Here is a 20,705-nt window from a genome sequence, read left to right as displayed (position 1 = left end):
GCGCTTCGTTTACGAGGCGATCTCGCCAAACGCGATGCCACGGGCGACCGCTTGCGCGGTGGACGCGGCGCGCAGCTTGCGGCGGACGGACCGCAGATGGTTCTCGACGGTGCGTTCGGATATGGCGAGGATCTGCGCGATCTCCGCTTGCTGCTTGCCCTGCGCCACCCAGCGCAAGATCTCCCGCTCACGGGCGGTCAGCGGCCGCGGACCGGCTTCCGGATCCAGGCGACGCAGGCGCTTGAGCGCATGGAAGGCCAGCGTACAGACGGCTTGTGCCGTGATCCGGACATCGTCGCGCATGTCCAGCGCGCCTCCCGCCAGCGACACCGCGCCCTCCAGGCCGGCCCGGCCGAAGACCGGCACCTGCATGCCATTGGTTTCTCCCAGGTCGCGCGGTCCCCGAACGAGGCGATAGTGCGCGCGCGTGCCGTCCCTGGACGGCGTCTTCGACCAGTAGAAGGGCTCCTCGAACTCCAGGATATGCCGCGTGATCGGACAATGGAGCAGGTAGGCCTGCCGCTCGAGGGCACTGCGGCCCTCGTCCCAGTGGCCGCTGACGAAGAAGACCTCGTCAATCGGATCGCGCGCCGTGCCCGGGGAGATGCTGCATACCACCAATCGATCGAACCCGAGCGCGAACGCGAACTCCTCCAGCAGTCCGCATACCGCCTGCGCGCTGCGGGCGGCGCGTATGCCGGAGGCGATGCGGAACAGCAATTCGCCCGGAGGCGCGGGGGTCGAGGGCATGGCGCAAGCATGCCTGCTTGCGGGCATCTTGCGAATAGGGGCTATCCCCGTGAGGCTTCCACTTCCCAGGATCGTCCGTAGACGTCGATGTTGGTGTAGACGCGGCCATCGCGGTAGCGGCCGTGAACGCTGATTCGCATGGTCTCGGAATCCAGCAGCTCCCGCTCCGCCCACTGCACCACCCGTCCCGACTTCCACGCCTTGGACGCCAGCAACGACGGCGAGCGCTGCTCGAAGCTCAGGGCATCTGCGATCCAGGACCTTTGATGGGGATAACGACTGCCGTCGGCCGCTCCCGAGAACGCGATCTCCCCGACGCGCCCTAGCGCATTCGTCCAGCGATAGACGATTTCGATGGTCCCGTCGGGATTGGCATGCACCCGATATTCCGCCGCCAGCGGCGGTTTGCCGAAGGCATAGCGCGAATGCCCGGGCCGCAGCCGCCAGAAGCCCTCGAACCGGTAGTCGGATGCATGCATGCGCATTCCTGTCCTCGATCTTCGCTGGCGCCGTTGTTCCGATCGCGGACGCTGCTCCGATGTCATCGGGACCGAGCTCCGAGCGGCCCGGCATCGCCGCACCGCCCGCCCAATCGTCCTGAGGGATTTCCCTTATCGCGCGGCCCAACGTGCGCGACTACAGTCGAGATCCTCGAAGCAAGCAAGAGGCCCCACGATGAACGCACGCGAAGCCGACATGGACAAGCGCCCGACGCCCGATCCTGCCGAGGACAATGCCTTTTTCCCGTCGCCCTATTCGCTTGGCCAGTATACCTCCGCGCAATCCGACCTGGACGGCGCCGACTATCCCAACGCCTACCGTGGCGGAAAATGGAAGGTGCTGATGATCGCCACGGACGAACGCTATCTGTTGATGCGCGATGGCAGCATGTTCTCCACCGGAAACCATCCCGTCGAGATGCTGCTGCCGATGTACCACTTGGCCAAGGCGGGCTTCGACATCGATATCGCGACCCTGTCCGGGAATCCGGTCAAGCTTGAACTGTGGGCATTCCCAAGGGAGGACGTCGCCGTCAACGAGATCTATCGACGCTATCTGGACAAGCTGAAGAGCCCCTTGAAGCTCGCCGACGTCATCGCCGACGGGCTGGGCGCGGATTCGAACTTCCTGGCCGTGTTCATCCCGGGCGGCCATGGCGCGATCATCGGCATCCCGCACAGCGAGGATGTCAGGCGCGTCCTGCAATGGGCGATGGAACACGATCGCCATGTGGTGACGCTATGCCATGGGCCGGCTTCGTTGCTGGCAACGGCCGCGGACGGAAACGCCGACGATTTCCTCTACAAAGGCTACAAGCTTTGCGTGTTCCCCGACGCACTGGACAGGAAGAACCCGGATATCGGCTACATGCCCGGCCAGATGCCCTGGTTTGTCGGTCAACAGCTGCAGGCGCTCGGCGCGGAAATCCTGAATTCGGACATCACGGGGCAGGTACACCAGGACAGGAAGCTGATCACCGGAGACAGTCCGCTGGCGTCCAATCATCTCGGCAAGGCGGCGGCCGCGGCCCTGCTCGCCGAAGCCGAGCGCCTTGGCGAACCGGCCCCGGCGGTATAGTCCCGGGACGGCGCGCATTCGAAACACGGAAATTCCTGCGCGCGATGCCGGGAGCATAGAGACCATGGGAAAGACAGTACTCGTCACGGGCGCGGCAACCGGCTTCGGCCGCGGCGTGGCGCTGGGATTGGCCGCGCGCGGCCATCGGGTGATCGCCGGATGCCAGATCTGGCCGCAGGTCTGGGAACTGCGGCAGGCCGCGGCCGCCGCCGGGGAGCACAACCTCGAGGTGATCAAACTGGACGTGTTGAACGGCATCGACCGCGAAAAGGCGTTCGGCTTCGAGATCGATGTCCTCTTCAACAACGCCGGCATCATGGAGTCCGGACCGATCGTCGAAATCCCGATGCCCGTCTTTCGGTCGGTATTCGAAACCAACGTCTTCGCGGCACTGGAAGTGGCGCAAGGCTTCGCGCGCGGCATGGTTCGGCGTGGCGGCGGACGCATCGTCTGGACGTCGTCCGTGGCGGGATTGGTGAAGGTGCCTTTCGATGGCGCCTACGCGGCCTCGAAGCACGCGGTGGAAGCCATCTGCTCGGCGATGCGCGAGGAACTCAAGCCCTATGGCGTGGAGGTGGCGACCGTCAATCCGGGCGCCTATCGCACCGGATTCAACGACACCGGCATGGAAAGCATGGACCAATGGTGGGCGCAGGGCGAGCGGGTCGTCGCGCACTGGCCGGTGCGCGAGCTCAACCACCAGCACGATCCGGCCGAGATGATCGCCGCGATCATAGACGTGATCGAAGCCGAGCACCCGCCCCACCGCACGGTACGCCCTGCCGCGGCGGAGCAGATGGTCCGCAGGGAACAGGCCGATGCGTGGGAAGGCCGGATATAAGGCGGGACATGGCGAGGGCCGCACCGCGTTTCGACCGCGGCGCGATCTCCCCGCACGCTCGAAGCGCCGCTGAAATCGGCGATCGCGAGGACCTTCCTGCGATGCATCGCGCGGACCGGTCCACTTGCGCGCAGGCGAAGGATTAGCTGTTGCTATACATATGAGCGCGGCCTTCCACGAGCGGTTTTCTTCATGCGGAATCTTGTCCGCGCAACCGCGGCGCTGATAAAGTATTTCCCGCAACAAACATCCCTCTTTGGGGAGTAGCCTTCTTCCTCCGTGCAGGAAGAGTTCCCATCAACATGCTTGGCCGCAGCGGCCATGGTGGGGCACCCGCGGGTTGGCGAGACCAACGAGCAAGACGCGCCGCATCGTCGGGGGCGCGCCTTGTTCGTCCGTGTCCGCACCCGACCGATGGCGCTGCCTATGAATCCGATCTCCATTCTCCTGCTCGGCCTGGCGATGTCGACCGACGCCTTCGCCGCCGCCCTGGCCAAGGGCGCGGCGATGACCAGGCCGCGCATCGCCGATGCGCTGCGCACCGGACTGATCTTCGGCGTGGTCGAAGCCATCACGCCTTTCGTCGGTTGGCTGCTGGGCTCCGCGGCCTCGCGCCTGATCGAGCAGTGGGACCACTGGATCGCGTTCGGCCTGCTCGCGGTGCTCGGCCTGCACATGATCTACAAGGCCACGCTCGGCCAGGACGCGGAAGGCGCGCCCGCCGACCAGGCGCCGGCCAAGCTGCTGACGCTCGCGCTGGCGGGGCTGGCGACCAGCATCGACGCCATGGCGGTCGGCGTCGGCCTGGCCTTCGTCGAGGTGAACATCCTGGCGGTCTCCGCCGTCATCGGCCTGTGCACCTTCGTCATGGTCAGCATCGGCGTGATGGCCGGACGGGCGCTGGGCACGCTGATCGGACGCCGCGCCGAGATCGTGGGCGGCGCCATCCTCATCGCCATCGGCGTGGCGATCCTGTACGAGCACCTGTCCGCGCAGGGCGCCTGAGCGGTCGCCGCGCGGCGGCGCGGTCCGTCTACCTATTGCGGCGGCGCGGCCAGCTCGCGCGCGTCCAGGCCGCCGTCGCGGTCGCGGTCCTGGCGCGCGAAGGTCTCGGCGATGCGCCTGCGGTAGTCCTCACGCGACACCGGCCGGCCCTTGCCGCCCGGCAGTTCGGCGGCATCGAGCGTGCCGCTGCGGTCGCGGTCCATGGCGTCGAAGGCGTAGCTCATCCAGTCCTGGTACTCGGCCAGTGAGACGCGGCCGTCGCGGTCGGCGTCCATGCGCGCGAGGTAGTCGGCGCTGGCCGCGACCTGCGCCGGCGCCATGCCCGCATGCAGCCAAGCGGAGAGCGCGAGCGCGCAGACGAAAAAGCCCGGCCGATGGCCGGGCTTCCTGCGCGCGCCAGGCGCCGCCGCGCTCACGCCCGGGCGGATTGCAGCGAGTAGCCCTTCAGGCGGGCCGCGTAGTCCTGCAGCGCGCGGATGCCGCTGGCCTCGGCCTCGCGGCACCAGGCCTGCAGGTTGTGCAGCGACTCGGCGGCGTTCTGGGTGCGCGCCTCCAGCAGGGCCGACAGCCGCGCGCGGTACTCGACCAGAGTACGGATGCGCGGACGCTGCGCCACCCAGCTGCGCAGCTGCTCGCGCGCGTCGGGCTTGAGCCAGCGGCCGTCGTCGACCATGCCCTTGCGCAGCTTGCGCGGCAGCAGCGCGCGCAGCTTGGCGCCGGCGGCGCGGGCCTCCTCGCGCAGGGCCGGGGCCAGCACGTTGCGCTGGTAGTCGGTCATGGCCTGGAAGCGATGGGCCAGCAGCGCCTTCATGGTGTCGGCGTCGGGCACGTGGATGTTGGGGCGCACGTCGAGCGTGGGCGCCACGCGCAGCACCTTGGCCAGGCGCACCTTCTCCAGCAGCTTGATCGCGGCCCAGCCGATGTCGAACTCCCACTTGCGCAGCGCGAACTTCGCCGAGCTGGGGAAAGCATGGTGGTTGTTGTGCAGTTCCTCGCCGCCGATCCACACGCCCCACGGCGTGAGGTTGGTGGCGGTGTCGGTGGTCTCGAAGTTGCGGTAGCCCCACCAGTGGCCGAGGCCGTTGACCACGCCGGCCGCCCAGAACGGGATCCAGGCCATCTGGATCGCCCAGATCGCCACGCCCTTGAAGCCGAACAGCGCGAAGCTGAGCAGCAGCAGCACCGTCGGCCCCATGGTGGCGAACGGCGTGTAGAGGCGGCGCTCGATCCAGTCGCTCGGCGCGCCCTTGCCGTACTGCTCGATGTCGGCACGCTGCGCGCGCGCCTCGCGGTACAGCTCCACGCCGCGCCAGAACACGGTCTTGATGCCTTTGTACATCGGGCTGTGCGGGTCGTCCTCGGTCTCGCACTTGGCGTGGTGCTTGCGATGGATCGCCACCCACTCCTTGGTGATCATCGAGGTGGTCAGCCACGTCCAGAAACGGAAGAAGTGGGCGAGCACGGGATGGAAGTCGACGCCGCGATGCGCTTGGCTGCGGTGCAGGTACAGGGTCACGGAGAAGATCGTCAGCTGGGTGGCGACCAGGAAATAGATCGCCAGGGTCCAGGGACCGGCCTGGATCAGGCCGCCGGCCAGGAAGTCGAGCAGGGAGGTGGGCATTACGGCTCCAGAAAACACACGGGCGGGCAAACGGCGCGAACCGTTGAGTCTCGCATGGACACTATGCCATCGGCGTGACGGTTTTCCACCCGTGCGCCCGGGTATGGAGCACGCGGGATTCAGTCGCGTGAATGCCGGCGCGGCGCGGCGGCGATCGGGCCGCCGGCCATGCGGCCGGCGGAACGTCGCGTTCGGCCCGCCCACGGCCGCGCGAAGCGGCCCTTTCTCGCCCCGGACGCCGGCAGAGCCTCCAGAGCTGGGTGGCGCATGCGGAAGGCGGCGCCGGGCGCCCTTGCCCGAACGGGCGGAAGGACCTATCTCTGCCTCCTCCGCACAGCCGCCCGCCGCCGCGCCGCCCATGCCCGAACTGCCCGAAGTCGAAACCACCCGCCGCGGCCTGGCCCCCCATGTCGAGGGCCGGCGCGTGCGCGCGGTGCTGCTGCGGCGGCCGGACCTGCGCTGGCCGATCCCGCGCGAGATCTCCGAGCTGCTGCCCGGCCAGCGCATCGCCGCGGTGCGGCGGCGCGCCAAGTACCTGCTGCTCGACACCGAGGCCGGCAGCGCGCTGCTGCATCTGGGCATGTCCGGCAGCCTGCGCGTGCTGCCGGCGACGACGGCGGTGACCGCGCACGACCATGTCGACATTGCCCTGGACGCCGGCAACGACGCGCCGCGCCGCGTGCTGCGCTTCAACGATCCGCGCCGCTTCGGCTGCCTGCTCTGGCAGCCGGCGGGCACCACGCACGAGCTGCTGCGCGATCTCGGCCCGGAACCGCTCTCCGACGGATCGGACGGAACGGCGTTCGACGGAGACTATCTGTTCGCGCGCAGCCGCGGCCGCAAGGTGGCGGTGAAGTCGTTCCTGATGGACCAGCGCGTGGTGGTGGGCGTGGGCAACATCTACGTCGCCGAGGCACTGTTCGCCGCCGGCGTATCGCCGCTGCGCGCGGCCGGGCGCGTCTCGCGCGAGAGCTACCGGCGCATCGCCGAGAGCATCCGCCGCATCCTGCGCTACGCGATCACCCGCGGCGGCACCACGCTGCGCGACTTCCTCAGCCCGGACGGCGCGCCGGGCTACTTCGAACAGGAACTCTCGGTGTACGGGCGCGAAGGCGAACCCTGTCCGAACTGCGGGCGCGCGCTGACCCTGACCACCATCGGCCAGCGCGCGACGGTGTGGTGCCGGCGCTGCCAGCGCTGAGCGCCCGCTTCAGTCGCCGCCGCCCTGGTTGGCCGCGCGCAGGCTGTCGATCGCCTGCGGCGAGGCCCACAGCAGGGTGTTGAGGTAGGTCTCGATCCGGCTCACCAGCGCCTCGCGCGGCCCCTGCCGCCATGCCGGGGCTGCGTAGAAGCGCGCCTGCTCGGCCTCCAGCGCCGCGCGGTCGGCGTAGGCGCGGATCAGGAAATAGGTTTCCTCTTCGTGATCGGAACGGCCGTAGGCGACCACGTCGGTCCCGGCCTGGCGCAGCATCGGCACGGCCTCGCCGTGCATGGCGGCATGGAAGCCCGCCGCCGTGCCGGGTTTGAGGCGATAGGTGCGGATTTCCAGCAGCCGGTCGCTCATAGCGGCAGGGGCGGCTGCAGCGGCTCGATGCGGCCCTCGCCGCGCACGATCTTCTTGAACTCGGCGCGGCTCACCGAGACGTAGCGCTCGTTGCCGCCGATCTCCACCTGCGGGCCGTCGTGCACGGCATAGCCGTTGTCGTCCACGCGCACGGTCATGATCGCCTTCTTGCCGGTGTGGCAGATGGTCTTGATCTCCGACAGCTCGTCGGCCCAGGCCAGCAGGTACTGGCTGCCCTCGAACAGCTCGCCGCGGAAGTCGGTGCGCAGTCCATAGCACAGCACCGGGATGCGCAGCCGGTCGACCACCTCGCTCAGCTGCCAGACCTGCGCCTTGCTCAGGAACTGCGCCTCGTCCACCAGCACGCAGTGCAGGTCGCCGTGCGCGGCGATGTCGGCCCGGATCCGCGCCTGCAGGTCGTCGTCGCGGTCGAAGGCCATGCCCTGCGCCTGCAGGCCGATGCGCGAGGCGACGGTGCCGCTGCCGGCGCGGTGGTCCAGGCGCGGGGTGAGGATCCCCACGCGCATGCCGCGCTCGCGGTAGTTGTGCGCGGACTGCAGCAGGGTGGTCGTCTTCCCGGCGTTCATCGCCGAGTAGTAGAAGTACAGCTTGGCCACCAGATGACTCCGTAAACTATTGATAAATTGGAGTTATATCGGTCAATTGCGGTATCAGAATTCATTGATACCGTCACCAAGCGACGCTGCCCCCTTTTGCATAGCGTTTGGCAGGGAACCGGACGCATGTCATTCATTCTGCCAGCTATGGCACGCGCCCGGCGAGGGTCTTACTTGAAGGAATCCGGGATGCTCGGTGCCTCGACTACACGACCATCTTGGAAGATCACCGACACCGACTTGCTATCAACAGAAAACGCTCCCGCTTTGGCATAGCTCCAGACCCAGACTTGATTCTGGCCCCTTGCCGTCACCGACATGGGCTTGCCCATGAGCTGGACAACTTCCTGCTCGGTCATCCCGACGCCTATCTGACGGGCTTGCGAGAAGTCGCACTTGGTTCCTGCCGTTGCGCAGGCTGTGAGAAGCAGGCTGGTTAGCAGTAAAGCAAAGACTTTCTTCATGTCATCTCCAATTCTTCTGTCCATATCAATGCGCGCTTACAGAGGCCTTAGCGGCTCTCCTTGAGCCGCTCTAGGTGCTTCAACACGCTTCCGATCTTGGACAGCAAGAAGCCGAAGAAAACGCCATTGAGACCAGACGCCACATAGAACCCGATCAGCGTGGTGTTCCAGACCTTCTTCGTGCTGTACGGGCCATCCGGCAACTCATACTGCCCAAACAAGAAGATGCAGATCGCGGCACCCACGATGCTTAGCCAGATGATTGCTTGCCCGATTAATGCCGCGTAGTCCCCCTCCGTCGTTAGCGCACCATCCCCGGCGGTAGCCTCCGTGGCCTGCGCGGGCGTGACAGGCTTTGGTGGAGCCTCAATGCACTTACCGCACAGGTCGGACATGAAGCCCGCTTGTTCCACATCGCACGACTTACAGATAGCCATAGATTCTCCCTTGCCTCGGTTGTAGGGATGTCCCCAGCCCCATTTTCGCAGACTATAGTCCGTCGTACTATAGTCACATGATCCCTAATGTCGGCCGTCAATGGCGACCGACAGCAAATCCGTGCAAAAAGCCTTTGGCGAAGCACTACGGGAGGTGCGTGCTGGTCGTGGGCTTTCTCAACAGGATCTGGCGTTGGAAAGCGAACTTGACCGAACTTACATCTCCTTGCTTGAGCGCGGCTTGCGACAGCCGACGATGACCACGCTGATCGCGCTAGCGGAAGCACTTGATGTGGATCCAACTATTCTCGTCAAGAGGACGACATTGCTCTTAACAAAGAATGAGAGCTGATAACTCAACCGCTACCACAGCAACTCAGAGTCTCTCTCAACCACAGCACTAGGTAAGGCTAGGCAGGAAACATCGGGGGAAATCGTGGCGAAACTTAAGGACGGGGAATCAAAATCCGAGGCACTGCTCTATCCGCTCTTGGATAAGGCTGTCGCTCTTCGCAAGGAATATCGCCGACGCAATACCAAATTCGATCAAAAACGAATCAAGTCGTCAGAGATCGACGAACATCTTGCCGCCGACTGGACAATCCACAAGAAGCAAAAGGGAATCGCTGTCGTTCGGCGTGAAAAAAAGATTGACGAGCGTCTGGAGAACCTCTGGTGGGTGCTGCTCTACAAAATGGGCTATGCGGAACTCAATTCCGGGCGAAAGTTTCGAATCAAGCTCAAGCGCAGAAACAACCAAGAAACTGAGAAGCAGATCGATGTGTTTGCTTCGGATGACGAAACCGTCATCGTCGCAGAGTGCAAATCTAGTGATCGCTTGAAGAGGCGCAGCCTTCAAAAAGACATTGAAGTGTTTGGCGCCCTGAAAGGTGACATTGCTGCATCAATAAAAGCCTTCTATGGGAAGGACTACAAGCCCAAGATTCTATGGTTCTTCGTCACTGAAAACATCATCTGGTCTGATGAAGACATTGCACGAGCCAATGCCCACAAGATCAAACAAGTTACGGAGATAGAACTCCCATACTACACACAGCTCGCTGACCACCTTGGCAAAGCCGCGCGCTTTCAGTTTCTAGCTGAGTTCCTGAAAGATCAGTCGATCCCGGAGATGACTGACACCAAGGTTCCCGCAACGCGAGGCAAGCTCGGTGGAAAGTATTTCTACTCTTTTGTCACAACACCTCGGCATCTACTGAAAATCGCTTTCGTCAATCACAGAACGCTAGATGACCCCGAAGGCCACCCCACCTACCAGAGACTCATTCAGAAATCACGACTGAAGGCTATAGGTAAGTTCATATCTGACGGCGGATTCTTCCCAAACAATCTCTTGATCAATTTTGTCAAAGCTCCACGCTTCGATATCTTGCAGAAAGACACATTGACAGATGTTCATTTTGGGAACTTGTATCTGCCTAACACCTACAAGTCCGCATGGGTAATTGACGGGCAGCATCGCCTTTATGGTTATGCTGGACTATCGGATGAGTATCTGGATCAGAAGCTTGTTGTCGTCGCTTTCGAAGGGATCTCGAAAGAAGAAGAGGCCAACATGTTCGTGACGATAAATCATGAGCAGAAGTCCGTTCCAAAAAACCTCTTGGACGACCTCGAAGGTCAGCTGAAATGGGGGTCTGATAATCCCAGCGAGAGAATTGGCGCGCTTGCTGCAAGAGTAATTCATCAGATGAACAGAGAGCTTTCTAGCCCGCTTTATGGCCGATTCTCTGCTGAAGGAATACGTGGTACACCAAGGGTGTGCTTGACCGTTCCGCAAGTAAAGCTCGGCCTGAAGCGGTCAGGCCTGCTCGGGCAGGTCGCGCTTCGCACTCACTATGAACCAGGCGCCCTATGCGGCCCCACTGACAATGCAACTTTACTAAGAGCCATCAAGATCCTTAACGGATACTTCCGTCAGATCCAAGAAGCAGCAGTGTCGAGATGGGAATCCGGCCGCCCAGGCAAGCTTTGCACGAATGAATCTGTGCAAGCACTGACTCTACTGCTAGCGGAGCTGATCAAGTACATCGAGAAAGACACTACAAAGCCACTTCGGTCTCATACCGAACAACAGGTTCTAGCACTCATAAGTGAGCACATCACGCCACTCCTAGACTTCTTGCAATCAGGAGATAGTGAAGTAGATGCACTGCTTAGCGTTCAATTCGGCAGCGGCGGACCGAGAGAGCTTTTACTTCGCTTTGCGAAGGTGATGAGGAGATCTTATCCGACCTTTGAACCCGATGGATACGATAACTGGGCGCAAAGCCAGTCAGAGGAATCGCGGCGAACCGCAGATGAGCAAGTACAAAAGATCAACATGATTGTTCAGAAGCACATCTTCTCCGTGTTCCGCCGCATGTATGGCGATGAAAAGAACGCCTATTGGGAAAGAGGCGTCTTGAGCAAAGAGATCAAAAGCAGGGCCTATACAAAATCCCAAGATGTTGACATCGACGCACGACTTCCGCTCGAAACCTATTTGGATTTCATTGAATTCAAATCGATCGTGGAACACAAAGAGCGTTGGCCACTATTCAAGGATGTATTTGATATCCCTGTTGACGGTGAAAAGGGGCAAGCGAAGAACCTCAAATGGATGGACAGGTTCAATGAAATACGCCGCATACCTGCACACGCCGCAGAAGGACGCAACTACAAAGCAGAAGATTTTCCCTTCTTGGAGTCAGTCATCGACACCCTAAAGTCTCGCATTGATGACTTTGACTATGACAGCATTACGAGCCAGCAATGAATACTTCAATTACCAGCATAACGCCATTTCTCAAGTGGGCAGGCGGAAAAAGATGGCTGTTACGCTCACACAAGATGGCTTTTGATTTGAATGGCATAGAGCGATATGTCGAGCCATTCGTTGGCAGCGCTGCTGTTTTCTTTAGCCTACAGCCAAAGCGAGCACTATTGAACGACGCCAATGCTGAATTGATCGAGACATACAAAGCCATCAAGTCCGACTGGAAGTCTGTGTTGGACTTGCTTCGCAAGCACCAACGTTCCCATAGCGATGATTACTACTATCAGGTACGTGATTCTGCACCGACCGCCCAAGCGACCAGAGCGGCTCGCTTTATCTATTTGAACCGAACCTGTTTCAATGGCCTTTATCGCGTCAATCGCCGTGGTGAGTTCAATGTTCCAAGAGGAACAAAGAATAGCGTTCTCTTGGACTCGGACGACTTTGAACTTATTTCCCGGAAGCTATCTAAAGTCACCCTTCAATCGGGTGATTTCGAGCGTGTAGTTGACCAGTGCGGTAGTGGAGACTTCATTTATGCCGACCCACCCTACACGGTTAAACACAATAACAATGGATTCATCAAATACAATGAAAAACTGTTCTCATGGTCAGATCAGGAGCGCCTGAAAGACGCACTCATACGAGCCTCAGACCGTGGTGCCAGAGTGCTTGTTAGCAATGCTGATCATCCTTCAATTCAAGAACTCTATGCCGATGCAACCTGCGCCATCGTTAAGCGCCACAGCGTTATGGCATCAGAGTCGGAGCGTCGCAAACTGACTACAGAACTTCTGATCAGCATCGGAAGGTAGAGCTGTTGGCTTACCAAACCACCCTAAACAGCGAAGTCCCGCATGTCACTCGCATATGCCCTCTTCGTTGCGTCGACCCAACAGGCGTCAAGGCACATGCGAACAACAGATGATCCCCGGAGGCTGTCGTGCAATCCGTTGCCCGGTGATCCGTTGGCGTAAACATGTTCAGGTAAAGGTGAGATAAGCAGTTGTTAGAGGGCATGGGAGAGGTTATGGGAACTGATGCTCAAGAGAGCTTTGTAAGATGGCAGACCGTCACCCGTGACTATTTCTCCACGGTTTCCAATCTCGTTCTTGGTCTTGCCACAGGTTTGCTAGCATTCTTGGTTTCCGGCCTTACTTCTTCGCAGCCCACTACAAAGTGCCTACTAATAGTTGGCACTGTTTCGTTGGCGTTGCTCGGGTTGTCCGTGGCGCTTGCTGTTTGGTGCGCCATAAATCGTCTCCGTGACTTCCGCGCCACCGCACAAATCGCCCGCTCACGGTCTAGGAATGAGCCGGTCCCTCCGAACGCTCGGCAAGAGTCCAAGATCATGGGGCAGCTTTCTTGGCGCCTATTCTGGTGGCAACTTGTTCTATTCGGTTTCGGAGCGGGTGGCGTTGCTGTCACCATCGTCGCCAAGCTTTGGGCTTAGCGGCATGTCCTTCTAATAATTCATTCAAGCCGAACCCGCTTCGCGAGTCGACTTAACTCAGGTGTTATCGCTACCTTGTACCTGCATGGTAGCCCGCGAGTTGGGATTCCTCGACGCCTCAGGCGTGGGGTGCGCGTATCGCATTGCTCACACCTATCCCCTCGCGGCCAAGCTCGTACACTCCTTGGCGGTGACTACGAAATGGTCAAGCAGCCGAACGTCCAACAACGACAATGCCTGCTTCAGCTGCACAGTAACGGCACGATCCGCCGCCGACGGCTCCGGATTGTGGGAAGGATGATTGTGAGCACAGATGACTGCTGCTGCGTTGTGCTTCAACGCCATCTGCGCTACCACCCGGGGATGAACTTCCGCGCCGTCTATCGTCCCCATGAAAGCCACCTCTGTCGCAATGACGCGATGGCGCGTATCTAGGAGTACCAGAAAGAATACCTCCCGATCCAGACCGGACAGCCGCATCCGCAGGAAATCCGTAGCTGCATTGGGATCGGTCAAGGGTTCACCTTGGATCACCCGCTGTTCCAGAATCCGAGCGGCACAGGAAATAAGATCATCCTCTGCCGCTCTGTCCATAAGCGCCCGCTTGCCAGACCGCCATGCACATGGAAGGCGATTGCTGGTCATGAGTGCATCCCCGATCCGGAAACATCCACCTGCCGCCTGTATCTATTGACTAGCGGGAGGTCGCGACGAATGTCTTCCAGCAGTTCTCCTATCGATTCGGCCGGGAGTCCAAGACTTCCAAGCTGTGTCGTCCGGGAAATCGCTTGAATTTGAAGCCCATGCGCCACCTGTAGAGACGAGAGGCATGCACCTCCTTCAACGTAGAACACCAAGCTTCCCAGCGCACCGACCAGATTGCTCACACCTATGGAGGACAGTCTTGCCCCCAATCCGTGCAACGGAGCATCCTCCGCAATGCCTCCCTTCCAGGCTTGGAATACATGCAGAATGAAAAGTCCGGGTATCCGCCAATGAACTCAGGCTTCGCATGAGCAAGCCTGCGATCTTTCACTACCTCAGCCGATGCCCGCTTCAATGGTTCCACAACCGGGATTAGCGCATTAAGACGGTCGGTTCTAGTGCCCTTGATCGCTACGTACCGCACCAAGTCACTTGCACCAACGGCATCCAAGTAGCGCTGACGAAGCTCACTGCTACCTCTGTTTACCCGCGTCCATGCACCAAGCGACCTGACGGAATGTTCCTCGGTCAGAATCCAGGCATCTACTAAACCGGCCAGCCTGTCCACATCGCTCACGGCCTCTAGAACATTGCACCGGATTGGTACATCGCTCCGATCAGCGGCGTAAGCAGAATCGGACCTCCAGACGAGCAGCTCACATCCTGTTCTGCATTTTGGCGACCGCGCCAGCATGCTTGTCAGATGGATCAGAACTTTCCGATCTCCGATGCGGTCGCGCAATGCCGCCTTGGATGATATGGCGACCACCTGCGCAACCAGCGCCAAGTTCGCAACAGACACATCAATAGAAATACAGTTTGGCCATGCCGCGCAGTGTAGCGCCGGCGCCTAGGGCGTGGCGGGCTGCAGCTTCGGCATCTCGTCGGGCGTTTCCGGCTCAACCGCTTGCTGTTGCGGCGCCGTCGCAGGAACCCGCGTCTTAACGGCTGGAGCCTCTTCCTTCACCGTCTCGACCTCGCCCACGCTGACTCGGCCGATTCGCGGCTTCGCCCAGATGCTGTCATGCCATTGCTGATACTGCTTCGGGTCCCAGTAGCGCTTGTCGTAGAACTTGGAACCGTCGATGGTCGTGCCGCCTCCCGGGCTGGGCACGAAGATCTGCAGATTGCCGGTGAATCCGGTACGACTTCCCGTCATGCGCAGACGTTCGCGGCGCAGGGCCTGGGCGATGCGCGGCTGGGCGGCGGCATCCCCGTATCGGGCATACAGATCCTGCCCCACCTCCAGGGCGCGTTTGCGCTCCTCTTCGCTCAACTGCTCCCAATACTGCTCGCGCAGCCCGAGGAATCCGACATAACCGCGCTCGGCGGCCAGATCCATCCAGGCATAGGCGGCCGCGCGATCCTGCACCGCGCCCTGACCGTTCCACAGCATTTCCGCGACCATGCCCTGCGAGGGCTTGTCGGCATAGAAGGCGGCTCGCTGGAAGAATTTCAGGGCTTCCTGCAGTTTCTCCTGCTTTCGCCTTTCCATGCCCAGCAGCCGATAGCGCAGGTCCGGATGGCCACTGAGGAAGCCGGCCGAGATCATCACCGGATCCCGGGTCGGGTCGGGCGGCGGCGCCTTGCTCTCCGCCCCCGCCCCCAGCGGCAACAGCAGGCACAACGTCAACATGGCGACCCTCGTTCTCATCCCCTGCATCCTTGACTTTTCCAGCCGGGGCAGCCTACCCAGGCCGCCTCTCGGTTGTCTGTAGACTGATGGCATAGCCCGGAAGTTTCCATGCACGGCCTCAACCCCCAACAATCCGCTGCGGTCGCACATTGCGACGGTCCGCTGCTGGTGCTCGCCGGCGCCGGCAGCGGCAAGACGCGCGTGATCGTGGAGAAGATCGCGCACCTGATCGGCTCGGGGCGCTATCCGGCCAAGCGCATCGCCGCGATCACCTTCACCAACAAGGCGGCCAAGGAAATGCGCGAGCGCCTGGCGCGCCGCATCAAGGGCGAAGCCGCCGAAGGCCTGACCATCTGCACCTTCCACGCGCTCGGCCTGAAGCTGCTGCAGATCGAGCACGCCAAGGCCGGGCTGCGGCGCGGCTTCTCGATCTTCGACGCCGACGACACCGCCAGCCAGCTCAAGGACCTGATGCCCGGCGCCAAGCCCGACGCAGTGCAGGCCATGCAGGGCCTCATCTCTCGCGCCAAGAACGCCGGCCTCTCGCCCGAGCAGGCGCTGGCGGCGGCGCAGGGCACGCGCGAGCACGAGGCGGCGGCGCTGTACGGCAAGTACCAGGCGCGGCTGGCCGCTTTCAACGCGGTGGACTTCGACGACCTGATCCGCCTGCCGGTGCAGCTGCTGGAGACCGATGCCGACTGCGCGCTGGCCTGGCGCGAGCGCATCGGCTACCTGCTGGTGGACGAATGCCAGGACACCAACGACGCGCAGTACCGGCTGCTGAAGGCGCTGGCCGGCGAAAAGGGCCATTTCACCTGCGTGGGCGACGACGATCAGAGCATCTACGCCTGGCGCGGCGCCAACCCGGAAAACCTCTCGCAGCTGGCGCGCGACTACCCGGCGCTGCGAGTGGTCAAGCTCGAGCAGAACTACCGCTGCAGCAACCGCGTGCTGCGCGCGGCCAATGCGCTGATCGCCCACAACCCGCACGAGCATCCCAAGACGCTGTGGAGCGCGGAGCCCGACGGCGAGCGCATCCGCGTCTGGGAGTGCCGCGACGGCGCGCACGAGGCCGAGCGCATCGCCGGCGAGATCCACTTCCTGCACACCGCCGCCACCCAGAAGCGCCTGCCGGCGGCCTGGAGCGATTTCTGCATCCTGTTCCGCGGCAACCACCAGTCGCGGCCGCTGGAGAAGGCGCTGCAGCTGCTGCGCGTGCCCTACCACCTGAGCGGCGGCACCGCCTTCCTCGACCGCGGCGAGGTCAAGGACGCGCTGTCGTGGCTGCGCCTGATCGCCAATCCCGAGGACGACGCCGCCTTCCTGCGCGCGGTGCAGTCGCCCAAGCGCGAGGTCGGCGCGACCACGCTGGCCAAGCTGGCCGAACTGGCGCAGCACGCGCACCTGCCGCTGGCCCGCGCGGCCGAATCGGTGGGCCTGCTGAAACAGCTGCAGCCGCGCGCGGCCAACGCGCTCAGCGCCTTCGCCGACATCGTGCGCGGGCTGCGCGGCGATGCCGCGCACCTGACCCCGGCCGACCTGGTGCGCCGGCTCAACGAGCGCTCCGGCCTGCTCCAGGCGCTGCGCGCGCAGTGCAAGAGCGAGCAGCTGTTCCAGATCCGCCGCGGCAACCTCGACGAACTCGCCGGATGGTTCGAGGGCGCCCGCGGCGCCAGCGCCGGCGAGCTGGCCGCCTCGCTCGCCCTGCTCACCCATGCCGACAAGGGCGATGCCGGCAACCAGGTGCGGCTGATGAGCATGCACGCGGCCAAGGGCCTGGAATTCCGCTACGTGTTCATCGCCGGCGTGGAAGACGGCACGCTGCCGCACGAGGCCAGCCTCGACGAGGGCCGCCTGGACGAGGAGCGGCGCCTGCTCTACGTCGGCATCACCCGCGCCAAGGAGCGGCTGTGGCTGTCGCATTCGCGCGAGGCGCAGCGCTGGGGCAGCAAGCTGCGCCTGACGCCCAGCCGCTTCCTCGACGAGCTGCCGGCCGACGAACTGCAGCGCGACGGCGACGATCCGGCCGCCGAGGCCGAGCGCAAGAAGGAACGCGCCGACGCCGGGTTCGCCGCGATCAAGGCGATGCTCGAAGCCGGCTGAGACGCGCGCGGCTGGGCACAATAGCGGCCACGGCCGGACCTTCCCCTCCGGCGGGACAGCGCCCATGACCGCTTCCGACCAGGCCCTCGCCCATGCCGCCGAGCGTTGGCTCGGCAAGGCCGCCGGCACTCTTTCCTCGGCCGAGCGCCGCGTGCTGGTGTCCGCGCTCAAGCGCCGCCTGCTGCCGCGCAGGGAAGCGGACGATGGCGTCGGCGCGCCGTCCCTGGGCGAACGCCTGGCCGACCGGGTGGCGACCTTCGGCGGCTCCTGGACCTTCATCCTGCTGTTCGCCGCCCTCCTGGCGATCTGGACCGGCGCCAACGTCTGGCTGCTGAGCCGGCCGTTCGATCCCTATCCCTTCATCTTCCTCAACCTGATGCTGTCGATGCTGGCGGCGGTGCAGGCGCCGATCATCATGATGAGCCAGAACCGCCAGGCGGCGAAGGACCGGCTGGCGGCCGCGCACGATTACGAGGTCAATCTCAAGGCGGAGATCGAGATCATGGCGCTGCACGAGAAGTTCGACCAGCTGCGCAACGAGCAGATGCAGTCGCTGCTGGCCGAGCAGCAGCGGCAGATCGACATGCTGACGCGGCTGCTGGAGCAGCGCCGCTCCTGAGCGACGCTCCCGGGCGGCACTGCAGGCGGTCGCGGCGCTCGGCTACACTCGCGCGGTTTTCACGACCGGAGTCCGCGATGCGTCCCACCCTGGCCACCGTTTCCCTGCTGGCCCTGGCGCTGGCCGCCTGCAAGCCGGTCTCGCTGACTGCGCCCGAGGGTGCCGCGCGCACGGACGCCAAGGCCGCCCCCGCGGCGAGCGCGAAGCCCGAGGCCTCGGCCGCCGACGACAACCTCAACGCCGTGCTGTGGATGCAGCGCTCGGAGGAATACAAGGCCAGCGCCGAGACCGTCTACCGCGCCGCGGCCGACAGGCTGGAGGCCGCGCTGAAGGAAAAGAACTGGGACGCCCTGGTGCCGGAGGAGCGCGACAACGCCGGCCAGACCGCCGGCCTGAAGCCGGCGGTGATCATGGACGTGGACGAGACCGTGCTCGACAACTCGCCCTACCAGGCGCGCCTGGTGGCCGGCGGCCAGGAATACGACGAGGTCACCTGGGACCGCTGGGTCGCCGAGAAGCGGGCGCGCGCGGTGCCGGGCGTGGTGGATTTCGCCAAGGCCGCGCAGGCGCGCGGGGTGACCATCCTCTACCTGTCCAACCGCGCGGTGCACCTGAAGGACGCCACGCTCGCCAACCTGCGCGAGGTCGGCATGCCGGTGGCCGGCGACGACGTGTTCCTGGGCCTTGGCACCTTCGTCAAGGACTGCGAGCAGAACGGCAGCGAGAAGAACTGCCGCCGCCGCCTGGCCGGGCAGCAGTACCGCGTGCTGATGCAGTTCGGCGACCAGCTGGGCGACTTCGTCCAGGTCGTGGCCAACACCCCGGATGATCGCGCCAAGCTGCTCGCGCAGTACCACGACTGGTTCGGCGAACGCTGGTGGATGCTGCCCAACCCGACCTATGGCGGCTGGGAACCGGCGCTGTTCAACAACGCCTGGGACCAGCCCCGGGCCGCCCGTCGCGAGGCCAAGCGCGAGGCGCTCGATCTAAGAAATTAATAAATTCAATAATTTATCGCTTTTTATTTCAGGTATTGCATTAAGTTCAGGCTCGCGATAGTCTGTTCAGGCCCGGCGCTGCCGGGGCCATGCCACAACCGAAAGTCCTCCGGCCTCGGCCGGACATTTTCAGGGAGCGCCCTCCGGGCCTCCCTTTCTTTTTGCCCGCCCGAGGGCCGGCAGCGGCATCCAATCCGGCCAGCGCAACGGATCGTGAGCGCCCGCTCCGACCTAGGGTCCGCCCCAGGTGAATCGGGGCAGGGGCGGGTCTACGCTGCACGATGCGTGCATCCCTCGCATGCGCGCTCCGGAGGTGCGACATGGCTGGTCCCGAGGGTGTCGGTCCCCCTTCAACGCCGCCTGGGCTGTTGAATGGCATCCTGCATGGCCGTGGGCCGCATGGCCCCGACAATCTTCCCAACCCGAATTCTCCGAACGGCGATACCGATTCGGGCAACCTGCCGATCCAGCAGCCGCGCAACGGCGATCCCGACTTCAATCCGCCCCATGCGAACGACTTCCGCGGCGGCTTGAACGACGCCGGCGCGTCGACGCGCGGCGGCCTGGAGTCGCAGCCGCAGAACCTGTATGCCGCGCTCTCGCGCGAGCCGGCAACCCCGGCGCCGCTGGGCACCGCGGACGCGCGGTTGTCGCCGATGACCGCCTCGGAGACCCGCCCCTTCGTCGCAAGCCAGAACGTGCCGCAGGCCAACCCGGCAAATACGCCGACGCATTCCGCGCCGACCCACGTCGCCGCCGTACCTGCCAACGCTGCGGCCACGGTGCCCGTGGCGGTCGCGGCCACGCCACAGGCGGTGCTCAATCCGGCCGTGCCCTTGACCACGCAGACCGCTGCGCCCGCCCATCTCAGTGCGCCCGGCGTTAGCGGCGGCATCGAACAGCTCGGCGCCTCGCTTCGTCCGGATGCGTTGCCCGTTAACCCCGCCGTCCAGCAGGCGCCGACGGCCGCACTTCCGGGCGTGGCCGCCGGTTCAACGATGGCGGTGTCGCCGACCGTGGACTCACGCGGTGTGACACTGGCCGCGAACGACCGCATCCCGGGCGTGCGCGGCGAGTTGCAGGCGCAAGGCAACACCGTGGCCGCCGGCTGGCGCCGCCGCGGCCGCAACAAGTTCGACCCCGCCGCCGATCGCCCTCGCCTGCGTGCCCTGTTCAGACGCGACCAGGACGCCGATAACGGCGCACAGGCCTGGCAATGGCTGTTCTGGCTGTTGGGGCTGGTCGCCTACGCCAGCATCGCCTTGGCCATCGTGGCGCTGATGCCGGGCGGCAGCGGCCTGTTCAGCGATCAGCATCGCAGTGGCACGTCCGGCGGCCTGATCGTGCTGGGCTGCGTGAGTTTCGCCGCCGCCTGGTGGCTGGCGCGGCGGATCCGCCGACGCTGAGACCTGACGGCGCGGCCTACAGGGTCGCCTTGCTCGTCCGCACTCCTGCATTGCCCCCGCCTCGCTGTGCTGTCAGCAGGAGGCGGGGCACGTGCGCGCCATCGGCCGGCGCTCCACGTCCGGCCAATA

At 63.6% G+C, this 20,705-nt stretch carries 21 protein-coding genes and 1 riboswitch; of the genes, 11 read left to right on the top strand and 10 right to left on the bottom strand.

Annotated features, from left to right (window positions below):
• Nucleotides 1–9: 9 nt before the first annotated feature.
• Together MD221_RS11915 and MD221_RS11910 are read right to left on the bottom strand one after the other, a co-directional pair.
• On the bottom strand, nucleotides 10–750 hold the full coding sequence (locus MD221_RS11915) for a PA1136 family autoinducer-binding transcriptional regulator (protein WP_242111983.1): 741 nt from the start codon (nucleotides 748–750) through the stop codon (nucleotides 10–12).
• 41 nt (nucleotides 751–791) lie between these two features.
• Nucleotides 792–1,229 carry a hypothetical protein gene (locus MD221_RS11910; protein WP_242111982.1) on the bottom strand — a complete coding sequence of 146 codons (438 nt, stop codon included), beginning with the start codon at nucleotides 1,227–1,229 and terminating at the stop codon, nucleotides 792–794.
• Between the two features lie 196 nt (nucleotides 1,230–1,425).
• On the opposite strand from MD221_RS11910, the gene hchA reads away from it, so the two are divergent.
• The 3 genes from hchA (at nucleotide 1,426) to MD221_RS11895 (ending at nucleotide 4,174) form a co-directional block, all read left to right on the top strand.
• Nucleotides 1,426–2,328 (top strand): glyoxalase III HchA, encoded by a 903-nt coding sequence (gene hchA / locus MD221_RS11905; protein ID WP_242111981.1) that lies wholly within the window; start codon nucleotides 1,426–1,428, stop codon nucleotides 2,326–2,328.
• A gap of 64 nt (nucleotides 2,329–2,392) precedes the next feature.
• Complete coding sequence (locus MD221_RS11900) at nucleotides 2,393–3,169, top strand: SDR family oxidoreductase (RefSeq protein ID WP_242111980.1); 777 nt, start codon at nucleotides 2,393–2,395, stop codon at nucleotides 3,167–3,169.
• Between the two features lie 246 nt (nucleotides 3,170–3,415).
• A riboswitch (yybP-ykoY riboswitch) is annotated at nucleotides 3,416–3,582 on the top strand.
• 13 nt (nucleotides 3,583–3,595) lie between these two features.
• A complete protein-coding gene (locus tag MD221_RS11895; protein WP_242111979.1) occupies nucleotides 3,596–4,174 on the top strand; it encodes a manganese efflux pump MntP in 579 nt (192 codons plus the stop codon).
• A 32-nt stretch (nucleotides 4,175–4,206) separates the two neighbouring features.
• Here the strand turns inward: MD221_RS11895 and MD221_RS11890 are convergent, their stop codons facing one another.
• Nucleotides 4,207–4,494: a hypothetical protein gene (locus MD221_RS11890; RefSeq protein WP_242111978.1), complete on the bottom strand. Its 288-nt coding sequence runs from the start codon at nucleotides 4,492–4,494 to the stop codon at nucleotides 4,207–4,209.
• A gap of 92 nt (nucleotides 4,495–4,586) precedes the next feature.
• Nucleotides 4,587–5,795 (bottom strand): DesA family fatty acid desaturase, encoded by a 1,209-nt coding sequence (locus MD221_RS11885; protein ID WP_242111976.1) that lies wholly within the window; start codon nucleotides 5,793–5,795, stop codon nucleotides 4,587–4,589.
• A gap of 358 nt (nucleotides 5,796–6,153) precedes the next feature.
• Between MD221_RS11885 and mutM the strand changes: the two genes are divergently transcribed.
• Complete coding sequence (mutM, locus tag MD221_RS11880) at nucleotides 6,154–6,996, top strand: bifunctional DNA-formamidopyrimidine glycosylase/DNA-(apurinic or apyrimidinic site) lyase (RefSeq protein ID WP_242111975.1); 843 nt, start codon at nucleotides 6,154–6,156, stop codon at nucleotides 6,994–6,996.
• A 9-nt stretch (nucleotides 6,997–7,005) separates the two neighbouring features.
• On the opposite strand, the gene MD221_RS11875 is transcribed toward mutM, so the two are convergent.
• The 4 genes from MD221_RS11875 to MD221_RS11860 all read right to left on the bottom strand — a co-directional run bounded on the left by MD221_RS11875 (nucleotide 7,006) and on the right by MD221_RS11860 (nucleotide 8,835).
• Entirely contained in the window at nucleotides 7,006–7,359 is a 354-nt protein-coding gene (locus tag MD221_RS11875; protein WP_242111974.1) for an NIPSNAP family protein, read from the bottom strand.
• A complete protein-coding gene (locus MD221_RS11870; protein ID WP_242111973.1) occupies nucleotides 7,356–7,976 on the bottom strand; it encodes a thymidine kinase in 621 nt (206 codons plus the stop codon). Before MD221_RS11870 ends, MD221_RS11875 begins: the two co-directional genes overlap by 4 nt.
• 170 nt (nucleotides 7,977–8,146) lie before the next feature.
• Complete coding sequence (gene bamE, locus MD221_RS11865) at nucleotides 8,147–8,440, bottom strand: outer membrane protein assembly factor BamE domain-containing protein (protein WP_242111972.1); 294 nt, start codon at nucleotides 8,438–8,440, stop codon at nucleotides 8,147–8,149.
• 47 nt (nucleotides 8,441–8,487) lie between these two features.
• On the bottom strand, nucleotides 8,488–8,835 hold the full coding sequence (locus tag MD221_RS11860; protein ID WP_242111971.1) for a hypothetical protein: 348 nt from the start codon (nucleotides 8,833–8,835) through the stop codon (nucleotides 8,488–8,490).
• A 142-nt stretch (nucleotides 8,836–8,977) separates the two neighbouring features.
• Here MD221_RS11860 and MD221_RS11855 point away from each other — a divergent pair, with 142 nt between their 5' ends.
• The 3 genes from MD221_RS11855 to MD221_RS11845 all read left to right on the top strand — a co-directional run bounded on the left by MD221_RS11855 (nucleotide 8,978) and on the right by MD221_RS11845 (nucleotide 12,471).
• Complete coding sequence (locus MD221_RS11855) at nucleotides 8,978–9,229, top strand: helix-turn-helix domain-containing protein (RefSeq protein WP_242111970.1); 252 nt, start codon at nucleotides 8,978–8,980, stop codon at nucleotides 9,227–9,229.
• An 84-nt stretch (nucleotides 9,230–9,313) separates the two neighbouring features.
• Nucleotides 9,314–11,656, top strand: a complete 2,343-nt coding sequence (locus MD221_RS11850; protein WP_242111969.1) for a DGQHR domain-containing protein — start codon at nucleotides 9,314–9,316, stop codon at nucleotides 11,654–11,656.
• Nucleotides 11,653–12,471, top strand: a complete 819-nt coding sequence (locus tag MD221_RS11845) for a DNA adenine methylase (protein WP_242111968.1) — start codon at nucleotides 11,653–11,655, stop codon at nucleotides 12,469–12,471. The genes MD221_RS11850 and MD221_RS11845 overlap by 4 nt, the downstream gene beginning before the upstream one ends.
• A 791-nt stretch (nucleotides 12,472–13,262) precedes the next feature.
• On the opposite strand, the gene MD221_RS11840 is transcribed toward MD221_RS11845, so the two are convergent.
• Entirely contained in the window at nucleotides 13,263–13,703 is a 441-nt protein-coding gene (locus MD221_RS11840) for a JAB domain-containing protein (RefSeq protein WP_425602270.1), read from the bottom strand.
• A gap of 961 nt (nucleotides 13,704–14,664) precedes the next feature.
• Nucleotides 14,665–15,450 (bottom strand): SEL1-like repeat protein, encoded by a 786-nt coding sequence (locus tag MD221_RS11835; protein ID WP_242111966.1) that lies wholly within the window; start codon nucleotides 15,448–15,450, stop codon nucleotides 14,665–14,667.
• 108 nt (nucleotides 15,451–15,558) lie between these two features.
• Between MD221_RS11835 and MD221_RS11830 the strand changes: the two genes are divergently transcribed.
• The 4 genes from MD221_RS11830 to MD221_RS11815 all read left to right on the top strand — a co-directional run bounded on the left by MD221_RS11830 (nucleotide 15,559) and on the right by MD221_RS11815 (nucleotide 20,576).
• Nucleotides 15,559–17,553, top strand: coding sequence for a UvrD-helicase domain-containing protein (locus MD221_RS11830; protein WP_242111965.1), 1,995 nt, complete (start codon nucleotides 15,559–15,561; stop codon nucleotides 17,551–17,553).
• 64 nt (nucleotides 17,554–17,617) lie between these two features.
• Nucleotides 17,618–18,172: a DUF1003 domain-containing protein gene (locus MD221_RS11825; protein WP_242111964.1), complete on the top strand. Its 555-nt coding sequence runs from the start codon at nucleotides 17,618–17,620 to the stop codon at nucleotides 18,170–18,172.
• Nucleotides 18,173–18,249: 77 nt separating this feature from the next.
• Entirely contained in the window at nucleotides 18,250–19,170 is a 921-nt protein-coding gene (locus MD221_RS11820; protein WP_242111963.1) for a 5'-nucleotidase, lipoprotein e(P4) family, read from the top strand.
• A gap of 320 nt (nucleotides 19,171–19,490) precedes the next feature.
• On the top strand, nucleotides 19,491–20,576 hold the full coding sequence (locus MD221_RS11815; protein ID WP_242111962.1) for a hypothetical protein: 1,086 nt from the start codon (nucleotides 19,491–19,493) through the stop codon (nucleotides 20,574–20,576).
• Nucleotides 20,577–20,705: the final 129 nt, after the last annotated feature.

Source organism: Luteimonas aquatica (assembly GCF_022662575.1).
GTDB classification, from domain to species: Bacteria; Pseudomonadota; Gammaproteobacteria; order Xanthomonadales; family Xanthomonadaceae; genus Luteimonas; species Luteimonas aquatica.
This window is presented reverse-complemented; position numbering and strand designations above follow the sequence as displayed.